Raw genomic sequence first — 26,376 nt, 5'->3', positions numbered from 1 at the left:
GCTGCGATAAACCTGATGCCATTGCGCCAGCGCCTTGAAAACCTGCCGGTCGGCCAGAAACTGCTGGCCGCCCTGCTGGTGTTGTTGACCACGGTTCTGCTGGTCGCCAACCTGACCTTTATCAGCGCCGCCTACTACATTTCTCAGGAAAGCATGGCGCCTCAGGCCCTGCAGACCATCGGCCGGCTGATCGCCAATCCGAGTCTGGTCAGCGATGCGCTGGAGTCGCCGCGCAGCGCCGAGCGCCTGCTCAAGGAGCTCGACAGTTATTCACCGCTGCGCGCCGCCGCCCTGTATGACGGCAAGGGTGAACGCCTGGCGCAAGTGCAGCGCGGCGAGAAACTCAGTCTCCCCGAGCGCTACCGCCACGTCGAAGCCTGGCAACTCACCGAGTTTCGCAGCAATCAACTGATCACCCTGCCCCGCCCCGGTGCCGCGCCGGGGCATCTGTTGCTGGTCGCCAGCAGCGAACTGCCGATGGCGTTCTACACCGGCACTCTGACCGCCAGCCTCGGCATCCTGATCTTCAGCGTACTGCTGTGGCTGGTGATTGCCCGGCAGATCAAACGTCTGATTACCCGGCCGATTCATCAGCTTGAGGAATTGTCCCGCCAGGTCACCCGCGAAGAGAACTACGCCCTGCGCGCCGCGCGCGGCAACCACGACGAAATCGGCAGTCTGGCCGAGGCGTTCAACACCATGCTCTCGCGCATCGAAGCCCGCGAGCAGCAATTGAAACGCGCCCGCGACGACTCGCAGGCCGCCTACGATCAGGCGCAGGGGCTGGCCGAGGAAACCCGCCACACCAACCGCAAACTGGAGCTGGAAGTCCAGGTGCGCAGCAAGATCGAAAAGAAGCTCACCGGCTTCCAGAATTACCTCAACAGCATCATCGACTCGATGCCCTCGGCGCTCATCGCTCTCGACGAGCAGCTTTACGTCACTCAATGGAATCAGGAAGCCAGCGCGCTCTCCGGCACACGCCTGGATGAGGCTTTGAACCAACCGATCTTCCTCGCCTTCGAACCGCTGAAACCGTTTTTGCCGCAGCTCAAGGCCACCGTCGAACAGCACACCGTGGCCAAAGTCGACCGAGTGACGTGGTTCAAGGACGATGAACCCAAGCATTACGCGCTGACGTTTTACCCACTGATGGGCGGTGCCGGGCGTGGCGTGGTGATCCGTATCGACGACATCACTCAGCGTCTGTCGCTGGAAGAAATGATGGTGCAGTCAGAAAAGATGCTCTCGGTCGGTGGCCTTGCGGCCGGCATGGCCCATGAAATCAACAACCCGCTTGGCGCGATCCTGCACAACGTGCAGAACATTCGTCGGCGTCTGTCGGCGGATCTGCCGAAGAACATCGAGACCGCCGAGCAACTGGGCATCGAACTGGACACGGTGAACCGCTATCTGCAAGGCCGCGAAGTCCCGCAACTGCTCGACGGCATTCAGCAGGCCGGCGCCCGCGCGGCGAAGATCGTCACGCACATGCTCAGCTTCAGCCGCCGCAGCACCCGGCAAATGGCGCCGTGCGATCTGCCGGCATTGATTGATCAAGCCGTGGAAATCGCCGGCAACGATTTCGATCTGGCCATCGGCTTCGACTTCAAGGGCCAGGCGATCATTCGTCAGTTCGACCCGGCCCTCGGTCCGGTGCCGGGCACCGCCAACGAGCTGGAACAGGTGTTGCTCAATCTGCTGAAAAACGCCGCACAGGCGATTCACCAGCGTGAAGACGACAGCGAACCGGGCCGGATCATTCTGCGCACCCGGCTCAATCCGCCGTGGGCCGAGATCCAAGTCGAAGACAACGGCATCGGCATGAGCGAGAACGTGCGCAAGCGTACCTTCGAGCCGTTCTTCACCACCAAGGAAATCGGCCAGGGCACGGGGCTTGGTCTGTCGGTGTCGTACTTCATCATCACCAACAATCACAAGGGCCAGATGGAAGTGCAGTCGGCGCCCGGCCAGGGCACTTGCTTCACCCTGCGTCTGCCGCTGGCGCAACCTGCGCCGCTGACCACCGAAACCAATCCACTACCGAGGTAACCCATGGGCTTTCGCTTGTCGAAGATCTACACCCGCACCGGCGACAAAGGCGAAACCGGCCTCGGTGACGGCCGTCGCGTCCCCAAGGATCACCCGCGCATCGAGGCGATCGGCGAGGTCGATACGCTGAACAGTCAGGTCGGCGTGCTGCTCGCCGGTTTGCTCGCCGAGCGCGCAGTGCATCCGGGGCTGAATGAGATCATCGAAGTGCTGGCGCCGTGTCAGCATCGCCTGTTCGACCTCGGCGGTGAACTGGCGATGCCGGAATATCAGGCGTTGAACGAGGCTGAAATCGAGCGGCTGGAAGCGGCGATCGATGTGTGGAATGAAGAGCTGGGGCCGCTGGAAAACTTCATCTTGCCGGGTGGTTCGATGCTGATTGCGCAGGCGCATGTCTGCCGCAGTCTGGCGCGCAGTGCCGAGCGCCGCTGTCAGCATTTGAACTCGGTTGAGCCATTGGCCGGGGTTGGCCTGGCGTATATCAATCGGTTGTCGGATTTGCTGTTTGTTGTGGCGCGGTTGATTGCGCGGCGGCAAGGGGTGGCGGAGATTTTGTGGCAGCCGGCTGCGAAACCTGAAGGAAAGTAGCGCCTTACAGGACGCCATCGCGAGCAGGCTCGCTCCCACATTTGCCTGCAATTCTGACTGGAGAAATGCAATCCACTGTGGGAGCGAGCCTGCTCGCGAAGAGGCCGCTAGCCTCAATCGAGAATCAAGCTTCTGGCCAGAACGCCCGAATCCCCGCCACACCCTGAGCCCCAGCACCCCAGGCTTTCTCGCGCTCCGCCGGGCCTACTCCACCGAGCAGAAACACCGGTTTACTGAAACCGTCGATCAACGCCTGCGCCTGCTCCCACCCCAACGGCTGTGCATCCGGGTGCGTCAGCGTAGGCTGTACCGGCGACAGGGTGACAAAGTCGACACCCATCTGCTCGGCCAGCGCCAGCTCTTCAGCGTTATGGCACGACGCCGCGAGCCAGCGCTCCGCCGGCAACGGACGCCCAGCCGCCGCGTATTTACGCAGTTGTGCAGCAGTGATGTGCCAACCGGCAGACGGGAAATCACCGAGCCATTCGAAGGGCCCTTTGATCATCAACTGTGCCTTGCCCGCACACAGGCCCACCGCGTCGACCGCCAGATCACGGTATTTCGGGTCGTAGCCGTTGGGTGCGCGCAGCTGGATCAATTTGATGCCGCCGGCAATCGCTTTCTGGATGCCGCGCAACAAGGCCGGGCCTTCCAGATCCTCCGGAGTGATCAAGTATTCGGCAGGCAAGCGCGCCGCCGCGACGATCGGCTGATTGGCCGCCGGGAACTCATAGTCGATCAATTCCCTGGCAGTGACCCAAGCCAGTGGCTGGCCTTCAGCGCCGTGGGGTTCGCCGCTGAACGCTGAGACTTCCCAGACATCCAGCAACACCTGTTTGTCCGGGTAATCGTGGCGAACCTTGATCAGCGGCCGCGCAGCATCAACGATGATGCCCAGCTCTTCGTGCAGCTCGCGAGCCAGTGCCGATTCGACAGATTCGTCAGCCTCGACCTTGCCACCGGGAAACTCCCACAAGCCGCCCTGATGCTGAGTGTCGGCACGGCGGGCGATAAGAATTTTGCCGGCACCGTCACGGATGACGGCAGCGGCGACGTGGACGCGTTTCACGGATTCAATTCCTCCAGTCCAGCCTTTTGCCACGCTTTGAAGGCGGGCCATTGGTAGATGGTTTCAACATACGCTTCGTCGACTGCCGGCAACTTCACCTGATAGGTGCGCAAGCGCACGGCGATCGGCGCGAAAAACGCGTCGGCAAGACTGACACGACCGAACAGGTAAGGCCCCTCTTCCGTGGCTGCCGCGCGGCATTCGGCCCATAGCGCGAGCATGCGTTCGATATCGACCTTCACTTCTGGCGGCACCGGGTTCAGCGGTGCGTCCTGGCTCAGGTTGAACGGCATGTGGTTACGCATGGCGAAGAAGCCGCTGTGCATTTGTGCGCAGGCCGAGCGGGCCTGGGCGCGGGCAAAGGTATCGCTCGGCCAGAGTTGCTCGGACGGAAACTGTTCGGCGAGATATTCAGCGATGGCCAGCGAATCGGCGATGGTGCCACGGGTGGTTTGCAGCAGCGGCACCTTGCCGGTCGGCGAATGCTTGAGCAGGCGCTCACGAGTGTCGGGCTTGCCGAGCTTGATCAGCTCTTCGCTGTAGGGTGCGCCGGTCAGGTCCAGCGCCAGTGCCGCACGCAGGGACCAGGAGGAAAGCAGTTTGTCGCCGATGATCAGGTGCAGGGACATGGTGTGGCGCCTTTTCGTCAGAGGAACGCTTCTGAATGGGTTGTGTCCGGATCGCCGTTTTCGCGAGCAGGCTCGCTCCCACAGAAAACCGAACTGCAGCGAGAATACCCTGTGGGAGCGAGCCTGCTCGCGAATGGAGCGGCTCGTTCCCGGATCAGGTCAAGTACGGTATTCAGCGTTGATCTTCACGTACTCATGCGACAGGTCGGTGGTCCAGATGGTTTCGCTGCAATCGCCGCGACCCAGTTCGATGCGAATGGTGATTTCTTCCTGCTGCATCACCGCCGCCCCCTGTGCTTCAGTGTAGGTCGCTGCGCGAGCGCCACGGCTGGCGATGCACACGTCGCCGAGGAACACGTCGATCTTGCTCACGTCCAGGTCCGGCACGCCGGCACGGCCCACGGCAGCGAGGATACGGCCCCAGTTCGGGTCAGAGGCGAACAGCGCGGTCTTGATCAGCGGCGAGTGGGCCACGGTGTAACCGACGTCCAGGCATTCCTGATGGTTGCCGCCGCCATTCACTTCAACGGTAACGAACTTGGTCGCGCCTTCGCCGTCGCGCACGATGGCCTGAGCGACGTCCATGCACACTTCGAACACCGCTTGCTTCAGCTTGGCGAACAGCTCGCCTTCAGCGCGGGTGATCTCAGGCAGCGCGGCCTTGCCAGTGGCGATCAGCATGCAGCAGTCGTTGGTCGAGGTGTCGCCGTCGATGGTGATGCGGTTGAACGACTTGTTGGCGCCGTCGAGCATCAGGTTGTGCAGCACCTCGCGGGAGACTTTGGCGTCGGTGGCGATGTAACCCAGCATGGTCGCCATGTTCGGGCGAATCATGCCGGCGCCTTTGCTGATGCCGGTGACGGTGATGGTCACGCCGTCATGCTCGAACTGGCGGCTGGCGCCCTTGGGCAGCGTGTCAGTGGTCATGATGCCGGTGGCGGCGGCTTCCCAGTTGTTCTCCGACAGGTCGTCCAGCGCGGCTTGCAGTGCGCCTTCGATCTTCTCGACCGGCAGCGGCTCGCCGATCACGCCAGTGGAGTACGGCAGAATCTGGCTGGCATCGACGCCGGTCAGCTCGGCCAACTTAGCGGTGGTGCGCTCGGCAGCCGCCAAGCCAGGCTCGCCGGTGCCGGCGTTGGCATTGCCGGTGTTGGTCAACAAGTAACGCACGGCGTTCTGTACGCGTTTTTTCGCCAGGATAACCGGCGCGGCGCAGAACGCGTTCAGGGTGAACACGCCAGCCACGGTCGAACCTTCAGCACAGCGCATCACCACTACATCCTTGCGCCCCGGGCGCTTGATGCCGGCCGAGGCGATACCGAGTTCAAAACCGGCAACCGGGTGCAACGTTGGCAAAGGACCAAGACCAACAGCCATGAATGCGCTCCTTACTCAATGATGTCAGCACCGCCACGGGAACGGACGGTGAGGTAAATGGCAAAACGCCGCGACGGCAGGAGCCGGTCGCGGCGCGGGTGTTCAGCGATTGAAACGGGTTTTACTGGATCTGCCCGTGGCAATGCTTGTATTTCTTGCCCGAACCGCAGTAGCACAGTTCGTTGCGGCCCAGCTTCTGCTCGTTGCGAACCGGGGCAGCGGCGGTGGCCAGTGCCACATCGACCTCTTCACCCAGCGCTTCCGGCTGATCCAGCCCAGGCGCTTCGGCGTGTTCGAACTGCATGCGCGCCGCCAGTGCTTCGGCTTCCTGACGCAGGCGTTGCTCTTCGGCTTCCGGATCTTCGCGGCGGACCTGAACGTGCGACAGCACGCGGATCGAGTCGCGCTTGATCGAATCGAGCAGCTCGGAGAACAGCGTGAACGACTCGCGCTTGTATTCCTGCTTCGGGTTCTTCTGCGCATAGCCACGCAGGTGAATGCCGTGACGCAGGTGATCCATGGTCGACAGGTGGTCTTTCCACAGGTCGTCGAGTACGCGCAGGACGATCTGCTTCTCGAACGAGCGCAGCGCCTCGGCACCGGCCTGGTCTTCTTTCTCGTTGTACGCCGCCATCAGCTCGGTCATGAGCTTCTCGCGCAGGGTTTCTTCGTACAGGTGATCGTCTTCGTCGAGCCATTGCTGGATCGGCAGTTTCACGCCGAAATCGCTTTCGATCGACGCTTCCAGACCGGCCACGTCCCACTGCTCTGGCAGCGATTGCGGCGGAATGTGCGCGCTGACGGTAGCGTTGAGCACGTCCTGACGGAAGTCGGCGATGGTTTCACCGATGTTGTCGGCGGCCAGCAACGTGTTACGCATGTGATAAATCACTTTACGCTGTTCGTTGTTGACGTCGTCGAACTCGAGCAGTTGCTTGCGGATGTCGAAGTTGCGGCCTTCAACCTTGCGCTGCGCCTTCTCGATCGCGTTGGTCACCATGCGGTGCTCAATCGCTTCGCCCGGCTGCATGCCCAGGGCTTTCATGAAGTTCTTCACCCGGTCGGAGGCGAAGATGCGCATCAGGCTGTCTTCCAGCGACAGGTAGAAGCGGCTCGAACCGGCATCGCCCTGACGGCCGGCACGGCCACGCAGCTGGTTGTCGATACGGCGCGATTCATGACGCTCGGAAGCAATTACCTGCAAGCCGCCGGACTCCAGCACTTGCTGGTGACGCTTCTGCCAGTCGGCCTTGATCTGGGCGATCTGCTCGGGAGTCGGGTTTTCCAGCGAAGCGACTTCCACTTCCCAGTTGCCGCCCAACAGGATGTCGGTACCACGACCGGCCATGTTGGTGGCGATGGTCAGCGCACCCGGACGACCGGCCTGAGCAATGATTTCAGCTTCTTTTTCGTGGAACTTGGCGTTGAGAACCTTGTGTTCGATGCCTTCTTTGACGAGCAATTCGGACATGTGCTCGGAGGTCTCGATGGTCGCGGTACCCACCAGCACCGGGCGACCGGCAGCCATGCTTTCCTTGATGTCGGCCACGATCGCCGCGTATTTCTCTTCGGCGGTGAGGAACACCAGGTCGTTGTAGTCTTTACGCGCCAACGGCTTGTTCGGCGGGATGACCATGACTTCCAGACCATAGATCTGGTGGAATTCGAACGCTTCGGTGTCGGCGGTACCGGTCATGCCCGACAGCTTGGTGTACAGACGGAAGTAGTTCTGGAAGGTGGTCGAGGCCAGGGTCTGGCTCTCGGCCTGAATGTTCAGACCTTCCTTGGCTTCGATAGCCTGGTGCAGGCCTTCGGACAGACGACGACCCGGCATGGTACGACCGGTGTGTTCGTCGACCAGCACGACCTGACCGTCCTGGACGATGTATTCGATGTTGCGGTTGAACAGCTTGTGCGCACGCAGACCGGCGTAGACATGTGTCAGCAGGCCAAGGTTGTGCGCCGAGTACAGGCTCTCGCCTTCGGCCAGCAGGCCGACGCGGGTGAGCATTTCTTCGATGAACTGGTGACCGGCTTCGTTGAGTTCGACCTGACGGGTCTTTTCGTCAACGGTGTAGTGACCGGCCTTGGTGACCTGGCCTTCAACTTCCTCGACGTGCAGTTCCAGCTGCGGGATCAGTTTGTTGATCTCCATGTACAGCTTGGAGCTGTCCTCGGCCTGACCGGAAATGATCAGCGGAGTACGCGCTTCGTCAATGAGGATGGAGTCGACTTCGTCGATCACGGCAAAGTTGAGTTCGCGCTGGAATTTTTCATCCATGCTGAACGCCATGTTGTCGCGCAGGTAGTCGAAACCGAATTCGTTGTTGGTGCCGTAGGTGATGTCGGCGGCGTAGGCGGCGCGCTTCTCTTCCGGCGGCTGGAACGGCGTCACGACGCCGACAGTCAGGCCGAGGAATTCATAAAGCGGACGCATCCAGTTGGCGTCACGGCGGGCCAGGTAGTCGTTCACGGTCACAACGTGCACGCCCTTGCCGGACAGTGCGTTGAGGTAAACACCCAGGGTGGCCACGAGGGTCTTGCCCTCACCGGTGCGCATTTCGGCAATCTTGCCTTCGTGCAGGGTCATGCCGCCGACGAGTTGTACGTCGAAGTGGCGCATGCCCATCACGCGCTTGCCAGCCTCGCGGGCGACGGCGAAGGCTTCCGGCAACAGCTTGTCGAGGGTTTCCCCTTTGGCGATACGGGCCTTGAACTCGGCGGTCTTGGCGCGCAATTGATCGTCCGAAAGGGCCACCATTTGCTCTTCGAAGGCATTGACGAGCTGCACCGTCTTGAGCATGCGTTTGACTTCACGCTCGTTCTTGCTTCCAAAAAGTTTCTTTAACAAAGGCGCAAACATATCGGCAGGATCTTCCACACTAAAGGGATGGAGGGCGGCCCCGTGAGTCGCCCGTGCAGCCCTCATGGCCGCATGCGAACGAGCATTCTACCCGGAAACGGTGGTGAGGAAAGTGGCGATGTTCCACGATGCTGGCACTGCGCTTTGACGGGGCTCACTTAAAATAGGGGCGTTTTGCTCAACTTCAACCCGTCGGGGGAAAGAAGTCAGGCGTTGATTTAATGAGCAAATCAGGGACAAAAGCAATGGCCCAGAGGTTCCGCAGCTTTCTGCTACCATGGCGCCTCTGTTCCTTCAGGTGTTCGATCATGGCGTTTCGCCCTCTCACGGCCAGAGCACCCGCCGTTCTGTTACGTGAAGCCAAACCGCTGAAGGCCATCCTCGGCCATGCCCAGCGTCTGGAGCATTTGCAGCGCCTGCTCGAAAGCCAGCTGCAACCGGCCGCCCGCGAGCATTGCCGGGTAGCCAAGTGGCGCGAAGGCGAGCTGTCGCTGGTGGTCACTGACGGCCATTGGGCGACGCGCCTGCGCTATCAGCAGAAACGCCTGCAACGGCAACTGCAACTGTTCGAAGAGTTCGCCAACCTGACGCGGATCAAATTCAGTGTGCGCCCGCCGATCGTGCAGCATCGGGTAGTTGGGCACTCGATGGATCTGTCCAGCAGTGCGGCAGAGACGATTCAGTCGACGGCCGACGGGATCAGCGATCCGGGATTGCGCGCGGCGCTGGAGCGGTTGGCGGCGCATGCCAAAAGCAAAACCTGAAGCAAAAGCAAAAGATCGCAGCCTGCGGCAACTCCTACAGAATGAATGCATTTCAACTGTAGGAGCTGCCGAAGGCTGCGATCTTTGCTTTTTAGCGGCGCTTGCTGCCTCCGAGCAGAGACCCCATCAACCCGCGCACCAACTGCTTGCCAAGGTTATTGGCCGCCTGGCGCATCGCTGATTTCAGCGCCTGGCCTGCCGCCGTGCCGAGGAATTCTCCCGCGCGGTCAGCCAGGCTCGGCTCTTCGGCCGCCGCTTTGCCCGCTGGTGTTTCAGCCTCGGGCGCCAGCCCTTTGCGGCCCATCAAAATCTCGTAGGCCGACTCGCGATCGATCGGCTTGTCATAACGGCCCTTGAACGGCGAGCCGGCGATCAGCACGGTGCGCTCGGTTTCGGTCAGCGGGCCGATCCGCGACTGCGGCGGTGCCACCAGCACGCGCTGGACCATTTCCGGGGTGCCCTTCTCGGTCAGCGTGCCGACCAGCGCCTCACCAATACCTAACTCAGTCAGCACCGACAGACTGTCGAACGCCGGATTCGGCCGAAAGCCATCCGCAACCGCACGCAGGGACTTCTGCTCTTTGGCGGTGAACGCACGCAGGCCGTGTTGAATACGCAAGCCCAACTGCGCCAGCACGTCATCCGGCAGATCCGCCGGCGACTGGGTGACGAAATACACGCCAACACCTTTGGAACGAATCAAACGCACCACTTGCTCCAGGCGTTCCTGCAACGCCTTGGGCGTGTCGCCGAACAACAAGTGCGCCTCATCGAAGAACAGCGCCAGCAGCGGCTTGTCAGCATCGCCGCGCTCGGGCAGTTGCTCGAACAACTCGGCCAGCAGCCACAGCAGGAACGTTGCGTAAACCTTCGGCGCCTCGTGCACCAGACGGCTGGCGTCGAGCAGATGGATGCGTCCCCGGCCATCGGCGCCCGGTTGCAGGATGTCTTCAAGTTGCAGCGCCGGCTCGCCGAACAGGGCTTCGGCGCCCTGCTGTTCCAGCGTCGCCAAACGGCGCAGCAGCGCCTGGCTGGAACCGGTGGTCATCAGCGCCGCGTCTTCGCCGAGCAACTGCGGATTGTCCTTGAGGTGATTGAGCAGCGCTTTCAGATCCTTGAGATCCAGCAGCAACAGCCCTTCGCGATCCGCCACCTTGAAGGCCGCGTAAAGCGCCGACTGCTGACTGTCGGTCAGCTCGAGCAAGCTGCCGATCAGCAACGGGCCCATTTCGCTCAAGGTGGTGCGCAGCGGATGACCGGATTCACCGTGGATGTCCCACAGCGTGACGGGATAAGCCTGCGGCGTGTGACCGAGCCAGGGCATGCCGGCGATGCGCTCGGCCACTTTGCCCTGCGGGTTGCCGGCAGCACCGAGGCCGCACAGGTCGCCCTTGATGTCGGCGGCGAACACCGCCACACCGGCATCGCTGAACGCTTCGGCCAGATGCTGCAATGTCACGGTTTTACCGGTGCCGGTGGCGCCAGCGATCAGCCCGTGGCGGTTGGCCAGGCGCATGGCCTGAGCGATGGGTTGCGCGGCCGGATCAGCGCCGATAACGAGTTGCGAAGAGTCAGGCATTTTCTCACCCAATGGTTAATCTTTGATGACACATGGCCGATACATAAATTGGATAGACCCATCAGAAAATCGGGTCGGACATTTCCCTAAGGAGAGCCGGAAATATCAGTTTTTCAACCTTGCCCATAGTGCGCGTCTCTATCAAAGCACGCCCAGGACATTAAGACCTTAGCGGAACCCCAAGCCATGAACAAAAACCTGCGCTTCAGCCATAAGATTTTGCTTGCCGCCGCTCTCATCGTCATTGCCGCTTTCGCCTCGTTCACGCTGTACAACGACTGGCTGCAACGCAATGCGATCCGCGATGACCTGAACAACTACCTCAATGAAATGGGCGAGGTCACCGCCGGCAATATCCAGACCTGGCTCAGCGGGCGCATCCTGCTGATCGAGAACGCCGCACAGAACATCGCCATCAACCCGGAACCTGCCACGGTCGCCAGCCTGCTGGAACAGAAAAGCCTGACCTCGACGTTCATGGCCACCTACCTGGGCGATGCCACCGGGCATTTCACCATCCGCCCGGACGTGAAGATGCCGGACGGTTTCGATCCGCGTGTGCGCCCTTGGTATAAAGGTGCCGAAAGCAGCAGCACCTCGACCCTGACCGAACCCTACATCGATGCGGCCACCGGCCAGTTGATCATTTCCATCGCCACCGCGTCGAAAAAGGCCGGGCAGAGCGTCGGCGTGGTCGGCGGCGACCTCAGCCTGCAATCGCTGATCGACACCCTCGCCGCGCGGGATTTCGACGGCATGGGCTACGTATTCCTGGTCAGCGCTGACGGCAAGATCCTCGTCCACCCGGACAAGGCCTTGGTGATGAAGTCACTGAAAGAAGCCTACCCGCAGGACACGCCGCGCATCAGCAGCGATTTCAGCGAAGTGAGCGTCGACGGCAAAACCCGCATCGTCACCTTCGCCCCGATCAAAGGCCTGCCGTCGGTGAACTGGTACATCGGCCTGTCGATCGACAAGGATCAGGCCTACTCGATGCTCAGCGAATTCCGTACCTCAGCGGTAATCGCAACCATTATTGCCGTGGCAATCATCATCGCCCTGCTCGGCATGCTCATCCGCCTGCTGATCCAGCCGCTGCACGTGATGACCCGCGCTATGGAAGACATCGCCGACGGCGAGGGCGACCTGACCAAACGCCTGAACATCGTCAATAACGATGAATTCGGCATCCTCGGTACCGCGTTCAACCGCTTCGTCGAGCGTATTCACGGTTCGATCCGCGAAGTGTCCTCGGCCACCGGCCAGGTCAACGAAGTCGCGCTGCGCGTGGTCGCTGCGTCGAATTCGTCGATGTACAACTCCGACCAGCAGGCCTCGCGCACTAGCAGCGTTGCCGCCGCGATCAATCAGCTCGGCGCCGCCGCCCAGGAAATTGCCCGCAACGCCGCCCAAGCGTCGAATCAGGCCAGCGATGCCAGGGGTCTGGCCGAAGATGGCCAGCAGGTGGTCGAGCGCAGCATCAAAGCGATGAACCAACTGTCGAGCATGCTCAGCGCGTCCAGCACCAACATCGAGTCGCTGAACAGCAAGACCGTCAACATCGGCCAGATTCTCGAAGTGATCACCAGCATTTCCCAACAGACCAACCTGTTGGCGCTGAACGCGGCGATCGAAGCGGCGCGCGCCGGTGAGGCCGGTCGTGGTTTCGCCGTGGTGGCCGACGAAGTGCGCAACCTCGCGCACCGCACGCAGGAATCGGCACAGCAGGTGCAGACCATGATCGAGGAGCTGCAAGTCGGCGCCCGGGAATCGGTGAGCACCATGAGCGACAGCCAGCGCCACAGCCAGGACAGCGTCGAGATCGCCAACCTCGCCGGCGAACGCCTGAACAGCGTGACCCTGCGCATTGGCGAGATCGACGGGATGAACCAGTCGGTGGCGACGGCGACCGAGGAGCAGACTGCGGTGGTTGAGTCGATCAACGTCGATATCACCGAGATCAACACGCTGAACCAGGAGGGTGTAGAGAACCTGCAAGCGACCTTGCGCGCCTGCTCGGATCTGGAGCAGCAGGCTTCGCGTCTCAAGCAGTTGGTTGGCAGCTTCAGGATTTAAGCTGCGGCGACTGGCCACTTCGCGAGCAGGCTCGCTCCCACAGGGAAAATGCATTCCATTGTGGGAGCGAGCCTGCTCGCGAATATCTACCTTTCAACGAAACCCGACTGACACCCCACCGCGCAATCCCGACCGAACATCTATTCTGGATAAAGGTCAATCAAGGGAGAACGACACAGCGGAGGGTTGCTCACCGTGCATATCGCCGACATCACCATGTTCTACGCCCCGGCCAGCGGAGGCGTGCGGACTTACCTGGATGCCAAACACCGTCGCCTTGGCGAGCGCAACGCCATTCGCCACAGCCTGCTGATCCCCGGCGCGAGGCTGGGTGAACATGACGGCATTTACACGGTTCCAGCGCCTGCCCTGCCCTTCGGCAAAGGTTATCGCTTCCCCCTGCGCCTGGCGCCATGGCGAAACGTCTTGCAGGATTTGCAGCCGGATCTGATCGAAGTCGGCGATCCCTACCTCACCGCATGGGCAGCGCTGGATGCGCGGCGGCAGCTGGATGTGCCGGTGATCGGCTTTTATCACTCGGATCTGCCGCTGCTGGCGGGCAATCGCATGGGCCATTGGGTCACGCCGAATGTCGAGGCTTACGTGACTCGTCTGTACGGCAATTTCGATCGTGTGCTCGCGCCGAGCCAGGTCATGGCCGACAAGCTCATCGGGCTTGGCGTGCGCAATGTTCATGTGCAGCCGCTGGGCGTGGATCTGCACACTTTCCATCCCGACGCCCGCGACCCCGGCCTGCGTGCCGAGCTGGGAATCGCTGAAGACACCCGTCTGCTGATCTTTGCCGGGCGCGGTTCCAAGGAGAAAAACCTGCCGGTGCTGCTCAAGTGCATGCAGCGCCTCGGTCCGCGCTATCACTTGTTGTTGGTCGGCTCGTCGATGCCCGCAGCGGTGCCGGACAACGTCAGCGTCATCGACGAATTCTGCCCGGCGCCGAAAGTCGCGCGGCTGGTGGCCAGCGCCGATGCGCTGCTGCATGCCGGCGACCAGGAAACCTTCGGGCTGGTCATCCTTGAGGCCATGGCCTGCGGCATTCCCGTGGTGGCGGTGGCGGCCGGGGCGTTTGAAGAAATCGTCAACGATTCCTGCGGTCTGCTCTGCGCGCCGAACAATCCCCAGGCCATGGCCAACGCCGTGCGTGAGCTGTTCAGTCGCGGCTGCGCCCGCCTCGGTCAACAGGCGCGCCAGCACGTCGAACGGCATTACGCCTGGGACACCGTGGTCGACAGCCTGCTCAGCCACTACCACGCCGTGCTCGGCCATACGCTGCCATGGGTGGCCAATGGTTGAACGCATGAAAGCCGTATGTCTGGTGTTGCATGATGTGGCGCCCTCGACTTGGGCGGATTACCAGCCCTTCGTCGAGGCCGTCGATGCCTTGGGTGATGTGCCGATGACGTGGCTGGTGGTGCCGGACTTCCATCGCCACGATGCGCTTGATGCCAACCCTGCGTTTCGCCGAGTGCTCGATGCCCGTGTCGCCCGAGGCGATGAACTGGCGCTGCACGGCTACTACCACGACGATCAGGAACCCCTGCCGAACAACCCGCGCGACTGGTTCATGCGCCGGGTCTACACCCATGAAGGTGAGTTCTATCGCTTGTCCCGCGAAGCAGCCTTGGCCCGCCTGCATGCGGGTCTGGAGATGTTTCAGCGCTACGACTGGCCGGTGCAGGGTTTCGTCGCTCCGGCCTGGCTGATGAGCGACGGCACCCGCCAGGCCTTGCGTGAATTGCCGCTCAGCTACACCAGCGATCCGCAGCACCTTTATCGCTTGCCCGACTTCAGCGCTATCGCTGCACCGGGGCTGGTGTGGAGCGCGCGCAGTGCCTGGCGGCGCGGCTTGTCGAAAATCGTCAGCGAGCAGCGTGAACAGCGCTGGCGCGAGGCATCGGTGATTCGCCTGGGGCTGCATCCGGTGGACATGCGTCACCGCTTTTCTCGCGATTACTGGTTGCACACGTTGCAGCGGCTGCTGGCGGAAGGACGCATGCCGCTGACCAAAATCGACTGGCTGGCCCGACAGCGCGGACAACTGGAACGCGCAGCATGAAGCGCAGCCTGTTGTTGCTGATCGGCCTGCTCGCGGCGGTGCTGATTCCGGTACTGCTCGGCGGCGGCGAAACCTGGGCGCGCCTGCGCAGCTTCCCGCTGAACTGGCTGTTGATCATGTTCGGCATGATTCTGCTCTGCTGGGGCATCAATACGTTGCGCCTGCGTTTGTTGCTCGGCGACCAGCGTGAAAAGGTCGCGCCCTTGAAAAGCCTCGGCGTGGTGATGGCCGCCGAGTTCGCGTACTGCGCCACGCCCGGCGGCAGCGGCGGGCCGCTGACGATCATGGCTCTGCTCGCCCGTTGCGGCGTGCGTCCGGCGCGAGGCAGCGCGGTGTTTGCCATGGATCAGCTCAGCGATCTGCTGTTCTTTCTCTGCGCCCTGAGCGGGATTCTGATTTACGCGCTGTTTCAGCACCTGAGCGATCGCCTCGAGTGGCTGCTGACCGTCAGCGCCGTTTCGCTGTTTGGCGGTTTGTTCAGTTGCGTGTTGATCGCCCGTTATCACCGTGCCCTGATCCGCTTGAGCGGGCGGCTGTTGGCGGGGATGAACATTACGGCACGCACTCGCCGTCGCTGGGCGCGCAAGTTGCTGCACTTCCTCGCGGCATTTACCGATACCTTGAAACTGCCCTGGCAAACGCTGGTTCAGGTTTTTGCTCTGACCTGCGTGCACTGGCTGCTGCGCTACAGCGTGCTGTATCTGGCCTTGCGCGGGCTCGGCGCGGATTTGCAGTGGGCATGGAGTTTTCTGGTGCAGATGCTCTCGCTTGGCGCCGGCCAATTCAGTCTGTTACCCGGCGGTGCCGGTGCGGCAGAGCTGACCTCGGCTGCGCTGCTCGCGCCGATGGTGGGCAAATCCACCGCAGCGGCGGCAATCCTGATCTGGCGCGTGGTGACGTATTACTTCTATCTGCTGGTTGGCGGCCCGGTGTTCGTGTTGATGCTGGGCAAGCCGTTGCTGAAGAAGTTGATGAACGTCAGACAGGCTTCTTAGGTTCGTCCTGCTCTTGCTGGAGCTGCTCCCAAAGCTCGGCGGCACCGGGGAATTCAGTGCCGTCGTCCGGGCTCATGTCATCCGGGTCGTAACGACTCAGGCAACCTTCACCAAGGGTGGCGGGGGCTTTGGAAGTGGCTTTGTCCAGTGGATCGCTCATGGCTTTTCCTCGGGCTCAAATGACAAGGGCCTGAGCGATTCAACGCCCAGGCCCCTGGTTTTTTCAAGCGTGTCGTGCTCGATCAGAACACAACCGTCTTGTTGCCGTGCACCAGCACGCGGTCTTCCAGGTGATAACGCAGGCCGCGGGCCAGCACCATCTTCTCGACGTCACGGCCGAAACGCACCATGTCTTCGATGCTGTCGCTGTGGCTGACACGCACCACGTCCTGCTCGATGATCGGGCCGGCGTCCAGCTCTTCAGTGACATAGTGGCAGGTCGCGCCGATCAGTTTCACACCACGCAGGGATGCCTGGTGATACGGCTTGGCGCCGACGAACGATGGCAGGAAGCTGTGGTGGATGTTGATGACTTTGTGCGCGTATTCGCGGCACATGTCCGGCGGCAGGATCTGCATGTAGCGCGCCAGCACTACCACTTCGGCGTCGTGCTGTTTGACCAGCCGCGACACTTCGTCGAATGCCGGCTGCTTGTCCTGCGGATTGACCGGCACGTGGTAGTACGGGATGCCGTGCCACTCGACCATGCTGCGCAGGTCGTCATGGTTGGAGATCACGCAGGCGATTTCGCAATCCAGTTCATCGCTGTGCCAGCGGTGCAGCAGGTCGGCCAGGCAGTGGGATTCGCGGCTGGCCATCAGCACCACGCGTTTTTTCTGCTCGGTGTCGGTGATGCGCCAGTCCATCGAGAACTCTTCGGCGATCGGCGCGAACTTCTCGCGCAACTCTTCAATACCGAACGGCAGGGAATCGGCACGGATTTCGTGACGCATGAAGAACCAGCCCACTTGATTGTCAGAGTGGTGGCTCGCTTCGGTGATCCAGCCGTTATGAGAGGCCAGAAAATTACTGACTTTGGCAACGATGCCAACGCGGTCCGGGCAAGAGATCACCAGCCGAAAAGTGCGCATGAGGGGGAAACTCCAGAACTTCACAAAGGCCGCCATTCTAGCGACTGCGCAGGAAAACTGCAGTACGCATACGCGCCGGGTGGGACAAAGCATGGCGAAACGGCTTTCTGACGCAGGTCTTACGTCAAGACCGTGACGCTTTAGTGGGGCTTTTGTCAGACAACTGTAAATATCTGTGCTGACTGCATCACATTATTTAACTGAACATTCAAAGCGCGGCTAATTCCTGTAACTCATTTAAATAAAAAGCCGATCTAAATGTTTACTTGATGAAACAGCCTGACTATTATTGCGGCACTGTCCCCTGTCATTCAGCATTCTACAAAAGGTAGTACTCATGTCCTTGATCAACGAATATCGCGCCACCGAAGAAGCCATCAAAGAGCTGCAAGCCCGTCTGAAGAACCTGTCCGAAGACGACAAACTGCAAGCCGAACTGGAATTCGAAGGCAAACTGCGCACGCTGATGGGTGAATACTCCAAGTCGCTGCGTGACATCATCGCGCTGCTGGATCCAGAAGCCAAATCCAAGGCTCCACGTGGCGGCGCAGTAAAAACTACCGGCACCAAGCGTGCACGCAAAGTTAAGCAATACAAAAACCCGCACAACGGTGAAGTCATCGAAACCAAAGGTGGCAACCACAAGACTCTGAAAGAGTGGAAAGCCAAGTGGGGCGGCGACGTGGTTGAAGGCTGGGCGACCCTGCTGGGCTAAGCCGCAACGCCTTCGCAGAGCGATCCGCGAACAAAAGAACGCCAGCCAGCGCTGGCGTTTTTTTATGCCCGTAATTTATTGTCCGGGCATGTTCGATTTCACAGATTCAAACGTTTGCGTAATGCCTGGACATAATTCTGCCAGTCATTGAGCACCTCTCGCTGCATCGGTGACGCACTAAGCGACCATTGCTCGGCGGCCTCGATAAATGACTGCACGGTATTCGGCGCACCTGCCTCGGGTTGCGTCAGGCGCTGCTGACAGAATAATTTCCAGCGCTCTTGCTCGGCCACATCCAGGGTGTCCGGAAAGTTGCGTGCTCGATATCGAAAAAGTAATTCAGGCAAACGTTCATCATCGAAAGGCCAGTGCTCTTGCGCCAATTGCGCAGGGTCGGCCGTTCGAACTTGTTCGCATAAACGACGATCACGATCACCGATAAATCCATCGTACAACTGCTGCTCGGGATCTTCGCTGGGAGTGAAATCTTCGCTGGCATAAATCGCCGCGACTTTATCTTTCCACACTTGTTGTGCGTCAGTTAGTCGCACTGTCCGCTCCTGATAAAGCGCCATGTCCAGCCCAAGGCGCTGCTGGTCTTGTGCGCGCAATACCGCCAGCGGCGCTACAACCGGGCAACGATTGATATGAATCAGCTTGAGCGGTACCGGTAACTCACCTTCGGCCAACTCATCGCGACGGGTATAAAGACGCTGACGCAGGGCTTGCGCATCGAGGTCCAGCAACCCCTGCGGATCAAGATGCAGATCACAGACGATCAGGGCGTTGCGATTCTTCGGGTGCCAGGCCAGCGGCAGCACCACGCCGACATAACTGCGCGCCGCCGAGAAACGCCCGGACACATGCACCAGTGGCTGCAACAGGCGGATCTGATCCATCACCTTCTGTTTGCTGCGCAACTGGAACAGCCACTCGTAGAGCTTGGGTTGTTTCTCGCGAATCAGCCGCGCCAACGCGATGGTAGCGCGCACATCCGACAGGGCTTCGTGGGCGTGGCCGTGATCGATATTGTTGGCCGCCGTGAGACGTTCGAGCTTGAGGGTCACGCGGCCTTCCTCATCGGTCGGCCAGACCAGACCGTCCGGGCGCAATGCGTAAGCGGCGCGCACCACATCAATCAGATCCCAGCGACTGTTGCCACCCTGCCATTCACGGGCGTAGGGGTCGAAGAAATTGCGATACAGGCTGTAGCGAGTCATCTCATCGTCGAAACGCAAGGTGTTGTAACCGGCGCCACAGGTCCCCGGTGTGGCCAGTTGCGCATGCACGCGAGTCATGAAATCGGCTTCGCTCAGGCCTTTTTCAGCGAGCTGACCGGGGGTGATGCCAGTGATCGCGCATGCCGCCGGGTGCGGCAGGATGTCTTCGCTGGGTTGGCAATAGAGGTTGACCGGCTCGTCGATTTCGTTGAGCGCATGGTCGGTGCGAATCCCGGCCACCTGCAGCGGTCGGTCGTTGCGCGGATTGATGCCAGTGGTTTCGTAGTCGTACCAGAAGATTGAAGTCACGGGCGAATCCTGAACAGAAGATCGGCGAAGTCTAGGCGTTTCAGGGCTGCCACGGCCAGCCTGGTCGCCCTCGAACAGCAATTTCTCCAGATTCCTACAACTGGAATGGATTGCCCTTGTGGGAGCAAGCCTGCCCGCGAAGGCTTTCTGTCAGTTGCCCACAGGCTGACTGCCCCACCACATTCGCGAGCAGGCTCGCTCCCACACCCGAGAGGCTGCTAGCATCAGGCGCACTTGCACCCCGAACAGGCGAAGATCAGGTAGCCCATGCTCGAGCCCACAGCACCGCGAAGGAAAGCACCGCTGGATACGCGCCATCAGGTCGAAACGCCGGAAGGCATCGACCTGCCGTTGCGTCCCGCTGGGCTGATGGTACGCGCCGTGGCGTTTGCCATCGATCTGGGCATTCGCGGCTTGATCCTCGGCGGGCTGTTCATCGCGCTGGCATTTCTCGGCAAGCTCGGCATGGGCCTCGGTTCCTTGCTGCTGTTTGCCATCAGCTGGTGGTACATGGTGTTGTTCGAGGTGCTGCGTCAGGGCCGTTCGCCGGGCAAACAATGGCTGGGCTTGCGCGTGGTGCACGACGACGGCACGCCGATTGGTTGGTCGGCCTCGCTATTGCGCAACCTGCTGCGCTTTGTCGATCTACTGCCCTTCGGCTATTTCCTCGGTGCGCTCAGTTGCCTGCAACACCCGACCTTCAAACGCCTCGGCGACATTGCCGCCGGCACCTTGGTGGTTTACAGCGAACGGCCGCTGAGCCGACCGCAATTGCCTGATGCCGAACCTCGTCGCTGTCCCGTTCCGCTGACCTTGAGCGAACAACGCGCGGTACTCGGTTTTGCCGAGCGTCAGGCCGAGCTCTCTCCCGCACGGGTCAACGAGCTGGCGGCATTGCTGGCGCAGCCGTTGCACATCTCTGCGCCCAAGGCCGTGTCTGAACTCAACGGCATCGCGCGCGGTTTGTTGGGGCCGACCCCATGAAGCAGAGCCTGTTCGAAAGTCGCCACAGGGCCGAATGGGAGCGTTTCGCCGTGGCGCTTGAACGCCTCGAACACGGCAAGGATACGGCGCAAGTCAGCGATTTTCCCAAGGCCTATCGACGTCTCTGCCAACATCTGGCTCTGGCCCAGGCGCGTGGCTACAGCAGTTTTCTGATCGATTCATTACAGCAGCAAGTGCTGCGCGGCCATCAACAGCTCTATCGGCATCGCAGTCGCCTCGGGGCGCTCATCATCAGCTTTATCCTCGCCGACTTTCCGCGACTGGTGCGCGAACAGTGGCGCTTCGTTGCGGCCGCCAGCCTGTTGTTCTTCGGCAGCCTGATCGGTTTCGGCGTGCTGGTTTATCTGAACCCGGAACTGATCTACAACCTGATTCCGGCCGAACAGGTGCGCGAGATGCAAGGCATGTACGACCCCGTTGCCGGCCACCTCGGACGCTCGGCGGAACGGGCGGCCAGCGAAGACTGGGTGATGTTCGGCTATTACGTCATGCACAACACGGGCATCGCCTTTCAGACATTCGCCAGCGGTTTGTTGATGGGCGTGGGCAGCGGTTTTTTCCTGCTTTACAACGGCATGATCATCGGCGCGGTGGCCGGGCATCTCAGCGAAATCGGTTTCGGCCAGACCTTCTGGTCGTTCGTGATCGGCCACGGTGCGTTCGAACTGAGCGCTATCGCCCTCGCCGGAGCAGCGGGCCTGAAGCTGGGCTGGGCGCTGATCGCCCCCGGACGCCTGACATGGGGCGAGGCGCTGCGCCTGGCCGCGCGCAAAAGTGTGTTGCTGGTGTGCGGGGCCATGCTGTTCCTGTTGATCGCAGCCTTTATCGAGGCTTACTGGTCGTCGAAAACCAGTGTCACGCCGCTGACCAAATACGCCGTCGGCACCGCGCTGTGGCTGGCCGTTGCGGTGTATCTGCTGTTTGCCGGAAGGACCCGCCATGCGCCTGAGTGACGCCAGCGTAGTGATCCGCCCGCGCACGACCTGGGAAGCCATGGACCTGGGCGTATTGATGAGCCAGCAGCATCGGCGGTTGTTGATGACCAGTTGGGCGATCGTCACCCTGCCGCTGTTCGCCCTGCTCAGCCTGTTGCTGTGGGATTCGCCATCGCTGGCGGTGTTCATTTTCTGGTGGCTGAAACCGGCCTACGAACGCCTGCCGTTGTACATCCTCTCCAAAGCGCTGTTCGGCGAAACCCCGACGCTCAAGCAAGCCTTGCGTGAATGGCCGCGCCTGCTCAGGCCGCAACTGTTGGCCAGTCTGACCTGGCGACGGCTGAGTCTGAGTCGCAGCTTTGTGCTGCCGGTGACGCAACTCGAAGGTCTCGACGGCGAGGCCAGACAACAACGTCTGCAGGTGCTGCTGCAACGCAACGGCGGCGCCGCGCAATGGCTGACGATTATCGGCGTGCATCTGGAAACCGCGCTGTGGATCGGCTTGATGCTGCTGTTCTACATGCTCTTGCCGCAGCAGATCGAAACCGACTGGGACTGGCAGTCACTGCTGCTCGCCGCCGATCAGGACTGGCGCTGGCTGGAGCACCTGACCAACGTTTTTTATGCGCTGATCCTGGTGGCCTGGGGACCGGTGTATGTCGCCTGCGGTTTCAGCCTGTACCTGAACCGCCGCACACAACTGGAAGCCTGGGACATCGAGCTGGTCTTCCGCCGTTTGCGCCAGCGCTTGAACAACGGCGTGCTCGGCGTGTTGCTGGCGGCGTGTCTGCTGCTGCCGAACCTGCAACCGGTGTGGGCCAGCGATGCGCCGGATGCTCCACGGTTGCTCAATCAGCCGCTGACCAGTCAGGCATCGCGCGACAGCATTGAGTCGCTGCTCGAACAACCGCCGTTCAAGAACAAGGGAAGCGTCACCCGTTATCGCTTTGGCGACGACCCGGCAAGTCCGGCCAAAGACGCGCAAGCGGGTGAGGCACCGCAGTGGCTGAAAACCCTGCTCGGCTGGCTCGACGGTCGGCACCTTGATGCCTTGGCGAACGTGATTGAGGTGCTGTTGTGGGGCGCGCTGATTGCCGCGCTGGGCTGGCTGGCCTGGCGTTATCGCGAATTCCTCGGGGCTTTCGTCAGCCGCCGCCCGAACCTGCCAGCGCGCAGCAAACCGCCGGCGCCGCCACAGGTCTTCGGGCTGGATCTGAACCGTGAAACCCTTCCCGATGACATCGCCGCCAGTGCCGAACAATTGTGGTTGAGCGAACCTCGCGCCGCGCTGGGCCTGCTCTATCGCGGCCTGCTCAGCCATCTGTTGCAGGATTTCGACCTGACGCTGAAAGCCGCCGACACGGAAAACCAGATCCTCAACCGCATTGAGCAATTGCAACGCCCGGACCTGCTCGCCTACAGCCGCAACCTAACGGTTCACTGGCAGAACATGGCCTACGGACACCGACTTCCAGCTGCGCACCTGCAAGCAGAGCTGTGCAACGGCTGGCGTGAATTGTTCGGCAAAGGATCCAGGCATTGAACCGGCGCATCGGCTGGTCGTTGGCTGCGCTGGCGCTTGTGCTGCTGGGCGGCTTGAGTCTGTTTCTTTACCTCAAGGCCCGGCCCTATCAGGAAACCGTCGATCACGGCCCCTCGCCTGCCGCGCAAGCCAATCCTTATCTGGCGGCAGAAATGTTCCTGCGCGAGCGCGGCCTCGCGGTCAGTCACGCCGAGACCTTGGCGGTGCTGCCGCAGATTGATCCGCACAGCCACACCTTGTTGTTGTTCGGCGAGCGCGCGCGGATGACGCCGCGTGAAGTCGATCAGGTGTTGAACTGGACTCGCGCCGGCGGACGCTTGGTATTTGTCGCTGAATCGCTGTGGGATGCGCAAACCGGGCAAAGCAATGATCTGCTGCTCGATAAGGTGCAACTGCACCAATCGCTGAGCAAGGAATTGAAAGATCCACCAGTGGACGTGGAAAAGGACCGCTTCCCGAAACTGACCAAACTGTACCTGGAAGACGAGGACGCGCCGGCCTACGCCGGTTTCGACACCGACTTCCACCTCGACGACCCGAATAATGTCGCGCAAGCCTGGGCCAACAGCGCCAAAGCCACGCACATGATGCAACGGGTGTACGGCCTCGGCACGATCACCGTGGTCACCGATGCCGAGCTGTGGAAAACCGGCGCTATCGGCAAATACGACAACGCCTGGCTGCTCTGGTATCTGAGCGCCGACACCGACGTCACGCTGATTTACAACACGGCGCACGATGGCTTGTGGACCTTGCTCTGGCGCTACTTCCCGCAGGCCATCGTCGCCCTGCTCGCCTTGATCGGCCTGTGGTTGTGGCAGGCCGGCGTGCGTCACGGCCCGGTGCAAATGCCAGCCCCAGCGGGTCGCCGCCAACTGCTGGAGCATCTGCGTGCGAGCGCCGACTTCCTCCTGCGCCACAACGGCCAGCAGGCGCTGCTGCAAGCCTTGCAGCAAGACATCCTGCGCCGCGCCCGCCGCCGCCATCCCGGTTTCGATCAATTGAATGTGGCCGAGCAATGGCTGGCGTTATCGCGCCTGACCCGGCAACCCACCCGGGCGATCAGCCAGGCCCTGAGCCCACGTCCGAACCAGCGTTTGTCCAGCGCCGAATTCAGCCGTCAGGTCGCTCATCTGCAAACCTTGAGGAACGCGTTATGACTGAACAGATCGAGCCCGGCAGCGTGACGCACGCCGCCCAGCAACGCCAGCGCGCCAGCCAGCTGGCGCAGGCAGTGCGCAATGAATTGAACAAGGCGCTGATCGGCCAGGATGCGGTGGTCGACGATGTCCTGACCGCGCTGATCGCCGGCGGCCACGTGCTGCTCGAAGGCGTGCCCGGGCTGGGCAAGACCTTGCTGGTGCGGGCATTGGCGCGATGCTTCGGCGGCGAGTTTGCACGCATCCAGTTCACCCCGGATCTGATGCCCAGCGATGTCACCGGCCATGCCGTCTACGACTTGCAGACCGAGCAGTTCAAGCTGCGCAAAGGACCGCTGTTCACCAACCTGCTGCTGGCCGACGAGATCAACCGCGCCCCGGCAAAAACCCAGGCGGCATTGCTCGAAGCCATGCAGGAGCGCCAGGTGACGCTCGAGGGTCGCGCCTTGCCCATCGCGCAACCGTTCATGGTTTTGGCGACGCAGAACCCGATCGAACAGGAAGGCACCTATCCGCTGCCGGAAGCCGAGCTCGACCGTTTCATGCTCAAGGTGCGCATGGATTATCCCGACGCCGATCAGGAGCTGAACATGGTCCGTCAGGTCTGTCGTTCGACCCGCGCCGACATGCTCGATGTGCAACCGCTGCGCACAGTGTTGCAAGCCAAAGACGTGCAGGCGTTGCAGCGTATTGCCAGCGATCTGCCGCTGGACGATCAGGTCCTTGATTACGCCGTGCGCCTGGCGCGCAGCACGCGGACCTGGCCGGGCCTGACCCTCGGCGCCGGACCGCGCGCCTCGATTGCACTGGTTCGCTGTGCCCGGGCCAGGGCGCTGTTGCGCGGCGGCGAGTTCGTGATTCCGGATGACATCAAAGGCTGCGCGCTGGCGGTGCTGCGCCATCGCGTGCGCATCGCACCGGAGCTGGACATCGAAGGCCTGCAGGTCGATCAGGTGCTCGCGCAATTGCTCGATCAAGTGCCGGCGCCGCGCCTGTGAAACCCTCACGGCTGCTGCTGATCTGGCTGGCGTTGCTGCTGGTCGTCAGCATCGTGCTCGGCGCCTTTCAGGCACTTGGCAGAGAGCTCCCTTCGAGCCTGATTTCGATCAACTGGGGGTTGCTCCTGGCGCTGTTGGCCTTGGCGGTTATCGACGCCGTACGCCTCAGACGCCTGCCCTCGCCGCGCATCAAACGAAAGATGCCCGGCAGCCTGGCGCTCGGGCGCTGGGGAGAGGTGAAGCTGGAGGTCGCCCATGAGTTTGCCGAGCCACTGAACATCAATCTCTTCGACCACGTACCCGACGGCCTCGCGTTTGAATATCTGCCAACAGTCGTCGAGCTTCAACCCGGCCATGTCAGTCAGCTCACCTACCGTCTGCGACCTCTCGAACGCGGGCATTTCTGCTTCGAACAGTGCGAAGTCAACCTGCCCAGCCCCTTGGGATTATGGTCCGGCAAACGCCTGCTCAGCGTCCGCGACGAGACCCGTGTCTACCCGGACTTCGCCCGGCTTTACGGCGGTGAGTTGCGCGCCGTCGACAACTGGCTCAGCCAGCTCGGCATACGTCAGCGACAACGTCGCGGTCAGGGTCAGGAATTCCATCAGTTGCGCGAATTTCGCGAGGGCGACAGCCTGCGCCAGATCGACTGGAAAGCCACCGCCCGCCAGCGCACACCGATTGCCCGCGAGTACGAAGACGAACGCGATCAACAGATCATCTTCCTGCTCGATTGCGGCCGGCAGATGCGCAGTCACGATGGTGAGCTGTCGCACTTCGATCACGCGCTCAATGCCTGCCTGCTGCTCAGTTATGTGGCGTTGCGCCAAGGGGATGCGGTGGGCATGAGTACCTTTGCCGGTGATGAGCCGCGCCATGTCGCGCCTGTCAAAGGCAGCGGCCAACTGAACGTCCTGCTCAACGCTGTTTATGACCTCGGGAGCACCCAGATCCCTGCTGATTGCCAGGCTGCGGCCAACCAGTTGTTGGCCCGCCAAAAGCGCCGGGCGCTGGTAGTGCTGGTGACCAATCTGCGCGATGAAGATGATCAAGTGCTGGGCGCGGTCAGACGGTTGAGCGCGCAACATCGGGTGCTGGTGGCGAGCCTGCGCGAGGAAGCGCTGGATACGTTACGCCAGACGCCAGTGCAAACACTGCCCGAAGCATTAGCCTACTGCGGAACGGTGAACTATTTGAATGAACGGGTAGAACTCCATGAGCAGTTGAATGCTCAGGGAGTTGTCGTGATGGATGTTCGGCCCGCGGAGTTGGGAGCCGCGTTGGTGAGCCGCTATCTTGACTGGAAAAAATCCGCCACGATCTAGCGCGACCGCACG

General features: G+C 61.4%; 22 protein-coding genes. 14 read left to right on the top strand and 8 right to left on the bottom strand.

What is annotated here, in order from left to right; genetic code table 11:
• The first annotated feature begins 15 nt into the window (after positions 1 to 15).
• Entirely contained in the window at positions 16 to 2,052 is a 2,037-nt protein-coding gene (locus J5M66_RS21720; RefSeq protein ID WP_016773489.1) for a HAMP domain-containing sensor histidine kinase, read from the top strand.
• Between the two features lie 3 nt (positions 2,053 to 2,055).
• Positions 2,056 to 2,640 (top strand): cob(I)yrinic acid a,c-diamide adenosyltransferase, encoded by a 585-nt coding sequence (locus J5M66_RS21715; protein ID WP_110602529.1) that lies wholly within the window; start codon positions 2,056 to 2,058, stop codon positions 2,638 to 2,640.
• A gap of 124 nt (positions 2,641 to 2,764) precedes the next feature.
• On the opposite strand, the gene J5M66_RS21710 is transcribed toward J5M66_RS21715, so the two are convergent.
• The 4 genes from J5M66_RS21710 to secA all read right to left on the bottom strand — a co-directional run bounded on the left by J5M66_RS21710 (position 2,765) and on the right by secA (position 8,578).
• Positions 2,765 to 3,709 carry a Nudix family hydrolase gene (locus J5M66_RS21710; RefSeq protein ID WP_207808334.1) on the bottom strand — a complete coding sequence of 315 codons (945 nt, stop codon included), beginning with the start codon at positions 3,707 to 3,709 and terminating at the stop codon, positions 2,765 to 2,767.
• Positions 3,706 to 4,338 (bottom strand): glutathione S-transferase family protein, encoded by a 633-nt coding sequence (locus J5M66_RS21705; RefSeq protein WP_024014096.1) that lies wholly within the window; start codon positions 4,336 to 4,338, stop codon positions 3,706 to 3,708. The genes J5M66_RS21710 and J5M66_RS21705 overlap by 4 nt, the downstream gene beginning before the upstream one ends.
• 159 nt (positions 4,339 to 4,497) lie before the next feature.
• Positions 4,498 to 5,715, bottom strand: coding sequence for a bifunctional glutamate N-acetyltransferase/amino-acid acetyltransferase ArgJ (gene argJ, locus J5M66_RS21700; protein ID WP_024014097.1), 1,218 nt, complete (start codon positions 5,713 to 5,715; stop codon positions 4,498 to 4,500).
• 121 nt (positions 5,716 to 5,836) lie between these two features.
• A complete protein-coding gene (gene secA, locus J5M66_RS21695; protein WP_038861039.1) occupies positions 5,837 to 8,578 on the bottom strand; it encodes a preprotein translocase subunit SecA in 2,742 nt (913 codons plus the stop codon).
• A gap of 308 nt (positions 8,579 to 8,886) precedes the next feature.
• Here secA and J5M66_RS21690 point away from each other — a divergent pair, with 308 nt between their 5' ends.
• Positions 8,887 to 9,342 (top strand): DciA family protein, encoded by a 456-nt coding sequence (locus tag J5M66_RS21690; protein ID WP_123443689.1) that lies wholly within the window; start codon positions 8,887 to 8,889, stop codon positions 9,340 to 9,342.
• Between the two features lie 91 nt (positions 9,343 to 9,433).
• Here the strand turns inward: J5M66_RS21690 and J5M66_RS21685 are convergent, their stop codons facing one another.
• Positions 9,434 to 10,921, bottom strand: coding sequence for a helicase HerA-like domain-containing protein (locus tag J5M66_RS21685; protein ID WP_136492845.1), 1,488 nt, complete (start codon positions 10,919 to 10,921; stop codon positions 9,434 to 9,436).
• A gap of 186 nt (positions 10,922 to 11,107) precedes the next feature.
• Here J5M66_RS21685 and J5M66_RS21680 point away from each other — a divergent pair, with 186 nt between their 5' ends.
• The 4 genes from J5M66_RS21680 (at position 11,108) to J5M66_RS21665 (ending at position 16,063) form a co-directional block, all read left to right on the top strand.
• A complete protein-coding gene (locus J5M66_RS21680; RefSeq protein ID WP_130887871.1) occupies positions 11,108 to 12,997 on the top strand; it encodes a methyl-accepting chemotaxis protein in 1,890 nt (629 codons plus the stop codon).
• Between the two features lie 216 nt (positions 12,998 to 13,213).
• On the top strand, positions 13,214 to 14,305 hold the full coding sequence (locus tag J5M66_RS21675) for a glycosyltransferase family 1 protein (RefSeq protein ID WP_207808433.1): 1,092 nt from the start codon (positions 13,214 to 13,216) through the stop codon (positions 14,303 to 14,305).
• Complete coding sequence (locus J5M66_RS21670; protein WP_207808337.1) at positions 14,298 to 15,068, top strand: DUF2334 domain-containing protein; 771 nt, start codon at positions 14,298 to 14,300, stop codon at positions 15,066 to 15,068. The genes J5M66_RS21675 and J5M66_RS21670 overlap by 8 nt, the downstream gene beginning before the upstream one ends.
• Positions 15,065 to 16,063 carry a lysylphosphatidylglycerol synthase transmembrane domain-containing protein gene (locus J5M66_RS21665; RefSeq protein WP_110602535.1) on the top strand — a complete coding sequence of 333 codons (999 nt, stop codon included), beginning with the start codon at positions 15,065 to 15,067 and terminating at the stop codon, positions 16,061 to 16,063. Before J5M66_RS21670 ends, J5M66_RS21665 begins: the two co-directional genes overlap by 4 nt.
• On the opposite strand, the gene J5M66_RS21660 is transcribed toward J5M66_RS21665, so the two are convergent.
• Positions 16,047 to 16,223, bottom strand: coding sequence for a hypothetical protein (locus J5M66_RS21660; RefSeq protein WP_207808339.1), 177 nt, complete (start codon positions 16,221 to 16,223; stop codon positions 16,047 to 16,049). The genes J5M66_RS21665 and J5M66_RS21660 overlap by 17 nt on opposite strands.
• Before the next feature lie 82 nt (positions 16,224 to 16,305).
• Positions 16,306 to 17,154, bottom strand: a complete 849-nt coding sequence (gene purU, locus J5M66_RS21655; RefSeq protein WP_041479808.1) for a formyltetrahydrofolate deformylase — start codon at positions 17,152 to 17,154, stop codon at positions 16,306 to 16,308.
• 337 nt (positions 17,155 to 17,491) lie between these two features.
• Here purU and mvaT point away from each other — a divergent pair, with 337 nt between their 5' ends.
• Positions 17,492 to 17,869, top strand: a complete 378-nt coding sequence (gene mvaT / locus J5M66_RS21650) for a histone-like nucleoid-structuring protein MvaT (protein ID WP_016773476.1) — start codon at positions 17,492 to 17,494, stop codon at positions 17,867 to 17,869.
• Between the two features lie 98 nt (positions 17,870 to 17,967).
• Here the strand turns inward: mvaT and sbcB are convergent, their stop codons facing one another.
• Positions 17,968 to 19,398: an exodeoxyribonuclease I gene (gene sbcB, locus J5M66_RS21645; protein WP_207808342.1), complete on the bottom strand. Its 1,431-nt coding sequence runs from the start codon at positions 19,396 to 19,398 to the stop codon at positions 17,968 to 17,970.
• 267 nt (positions 19,399 to 19,665) lie between these two features.
• Here sbcB and J5M66_RS21640 point away from each other — a divergent pair, with 267 nt between their 5' ends.
• From J5M66_RS21640 to J5M66_RS21615, 6 genes are read left to right on the top strand one after another with little or no spacing between them, the layout of a single operon-like run.
• Complete coding sequence (locus J5M66_RS21640; RefSeq protein WP_123443694.1) at positions 19,666 to 20,382, top strand: RDD family protein; 717 nt, start codon at positions 19,666 to 19,668, stop codon at positions 20,380 to 20,382.
• The gene (locus J5M66_RS21635; protein WP_207808344.1) at positions 20,379 to 21,356 is read left to right on the top strand and encodes a stage II sporulation protein M; all 978 of its coding nucleotides are present in this window, start codon (positions 20,379 to 20,381) and stop codon (positions 21,354 to 21,356) included. The genes J5M66_RS21640 and J5M66_RS21635 overlap by 4 nt, the downstream gene beginning before the upstream one ends.
• Complete coding sequence (locus J5M66_RS21630; RefSeq protein ID WP_207808346.1) at positions 21,343 to 22,881, top strand: DUF4129 domain-containing protein; 1,539 nt, start codon at positions 21,343 to 21,345, stop codon at positions 22,879 to 22,881. Before J5M66_RS21635 ends, J5M66_RS21630 begins: the two co-directional genes overlap by 14 nt.
• Positions 22,878 to 24,041 (top strand): DUF4350 domain-containing protein, encoded by a 1,164-nt coding sequence (locus J5M66_RS21625; protein ID WP_207808348.1) that lies wholly within the window; start codon positions 22,878 to 22,880, stop codon positions 24,039 to 24,041. The genes J5M66_RS21630 and J5M66_RS21625 overlap by 4 nt, the downstream gene beginning before the upstream one ends.
• Complete coding sequence (locus J5M66_RS21620) at positions 24,038 to 25,039, top strand: MoxR family ATPase (RefSeq protein ID WP_122507718.1); 1,002 nt, start codon at positions 24,038 to 24,040, stop codon at positions 25,037 to 25,039. The genes J5M66_RS21625 and J5M66_RS21620 overlap by 4 nt, the downstream gene beginning before the upstream one ends.
• The gene (locus J5M66_RS21615) at positions 25,036 to 26,364 is read left to right on the top strand and encodes a DUF58 domain-containing protein (RefSeq protein WP_207808350.1); all 1,329 of its coding nucleotides are present in this window, start codon (positions 25,036 to 25,038) and stop codon (positions 26,362 to 26,364) included. Before J5M66_RS21620 ends, J5M66_RS21615 begins: the two co-directional genes overlap by 4 nt.
• The last annotated feature ends 12 nt before the right edge of the window (positions 26,365 to 26,376 follow it).

It is taken from the genome of Pseudomonas sp. 67(2021), assembly GCF_017491835.1.
Classification (GTDB): Bacteria; Pseudomonadota; Gammaproteobacteria; order Pseudomonadales; family Pseudomonadaceae; genus Aquipseudomonas; species Aquipseudomonas atacamensis.
This window is presented reverse-complemented; position numbering and strand designations above follow the sequence as displayed.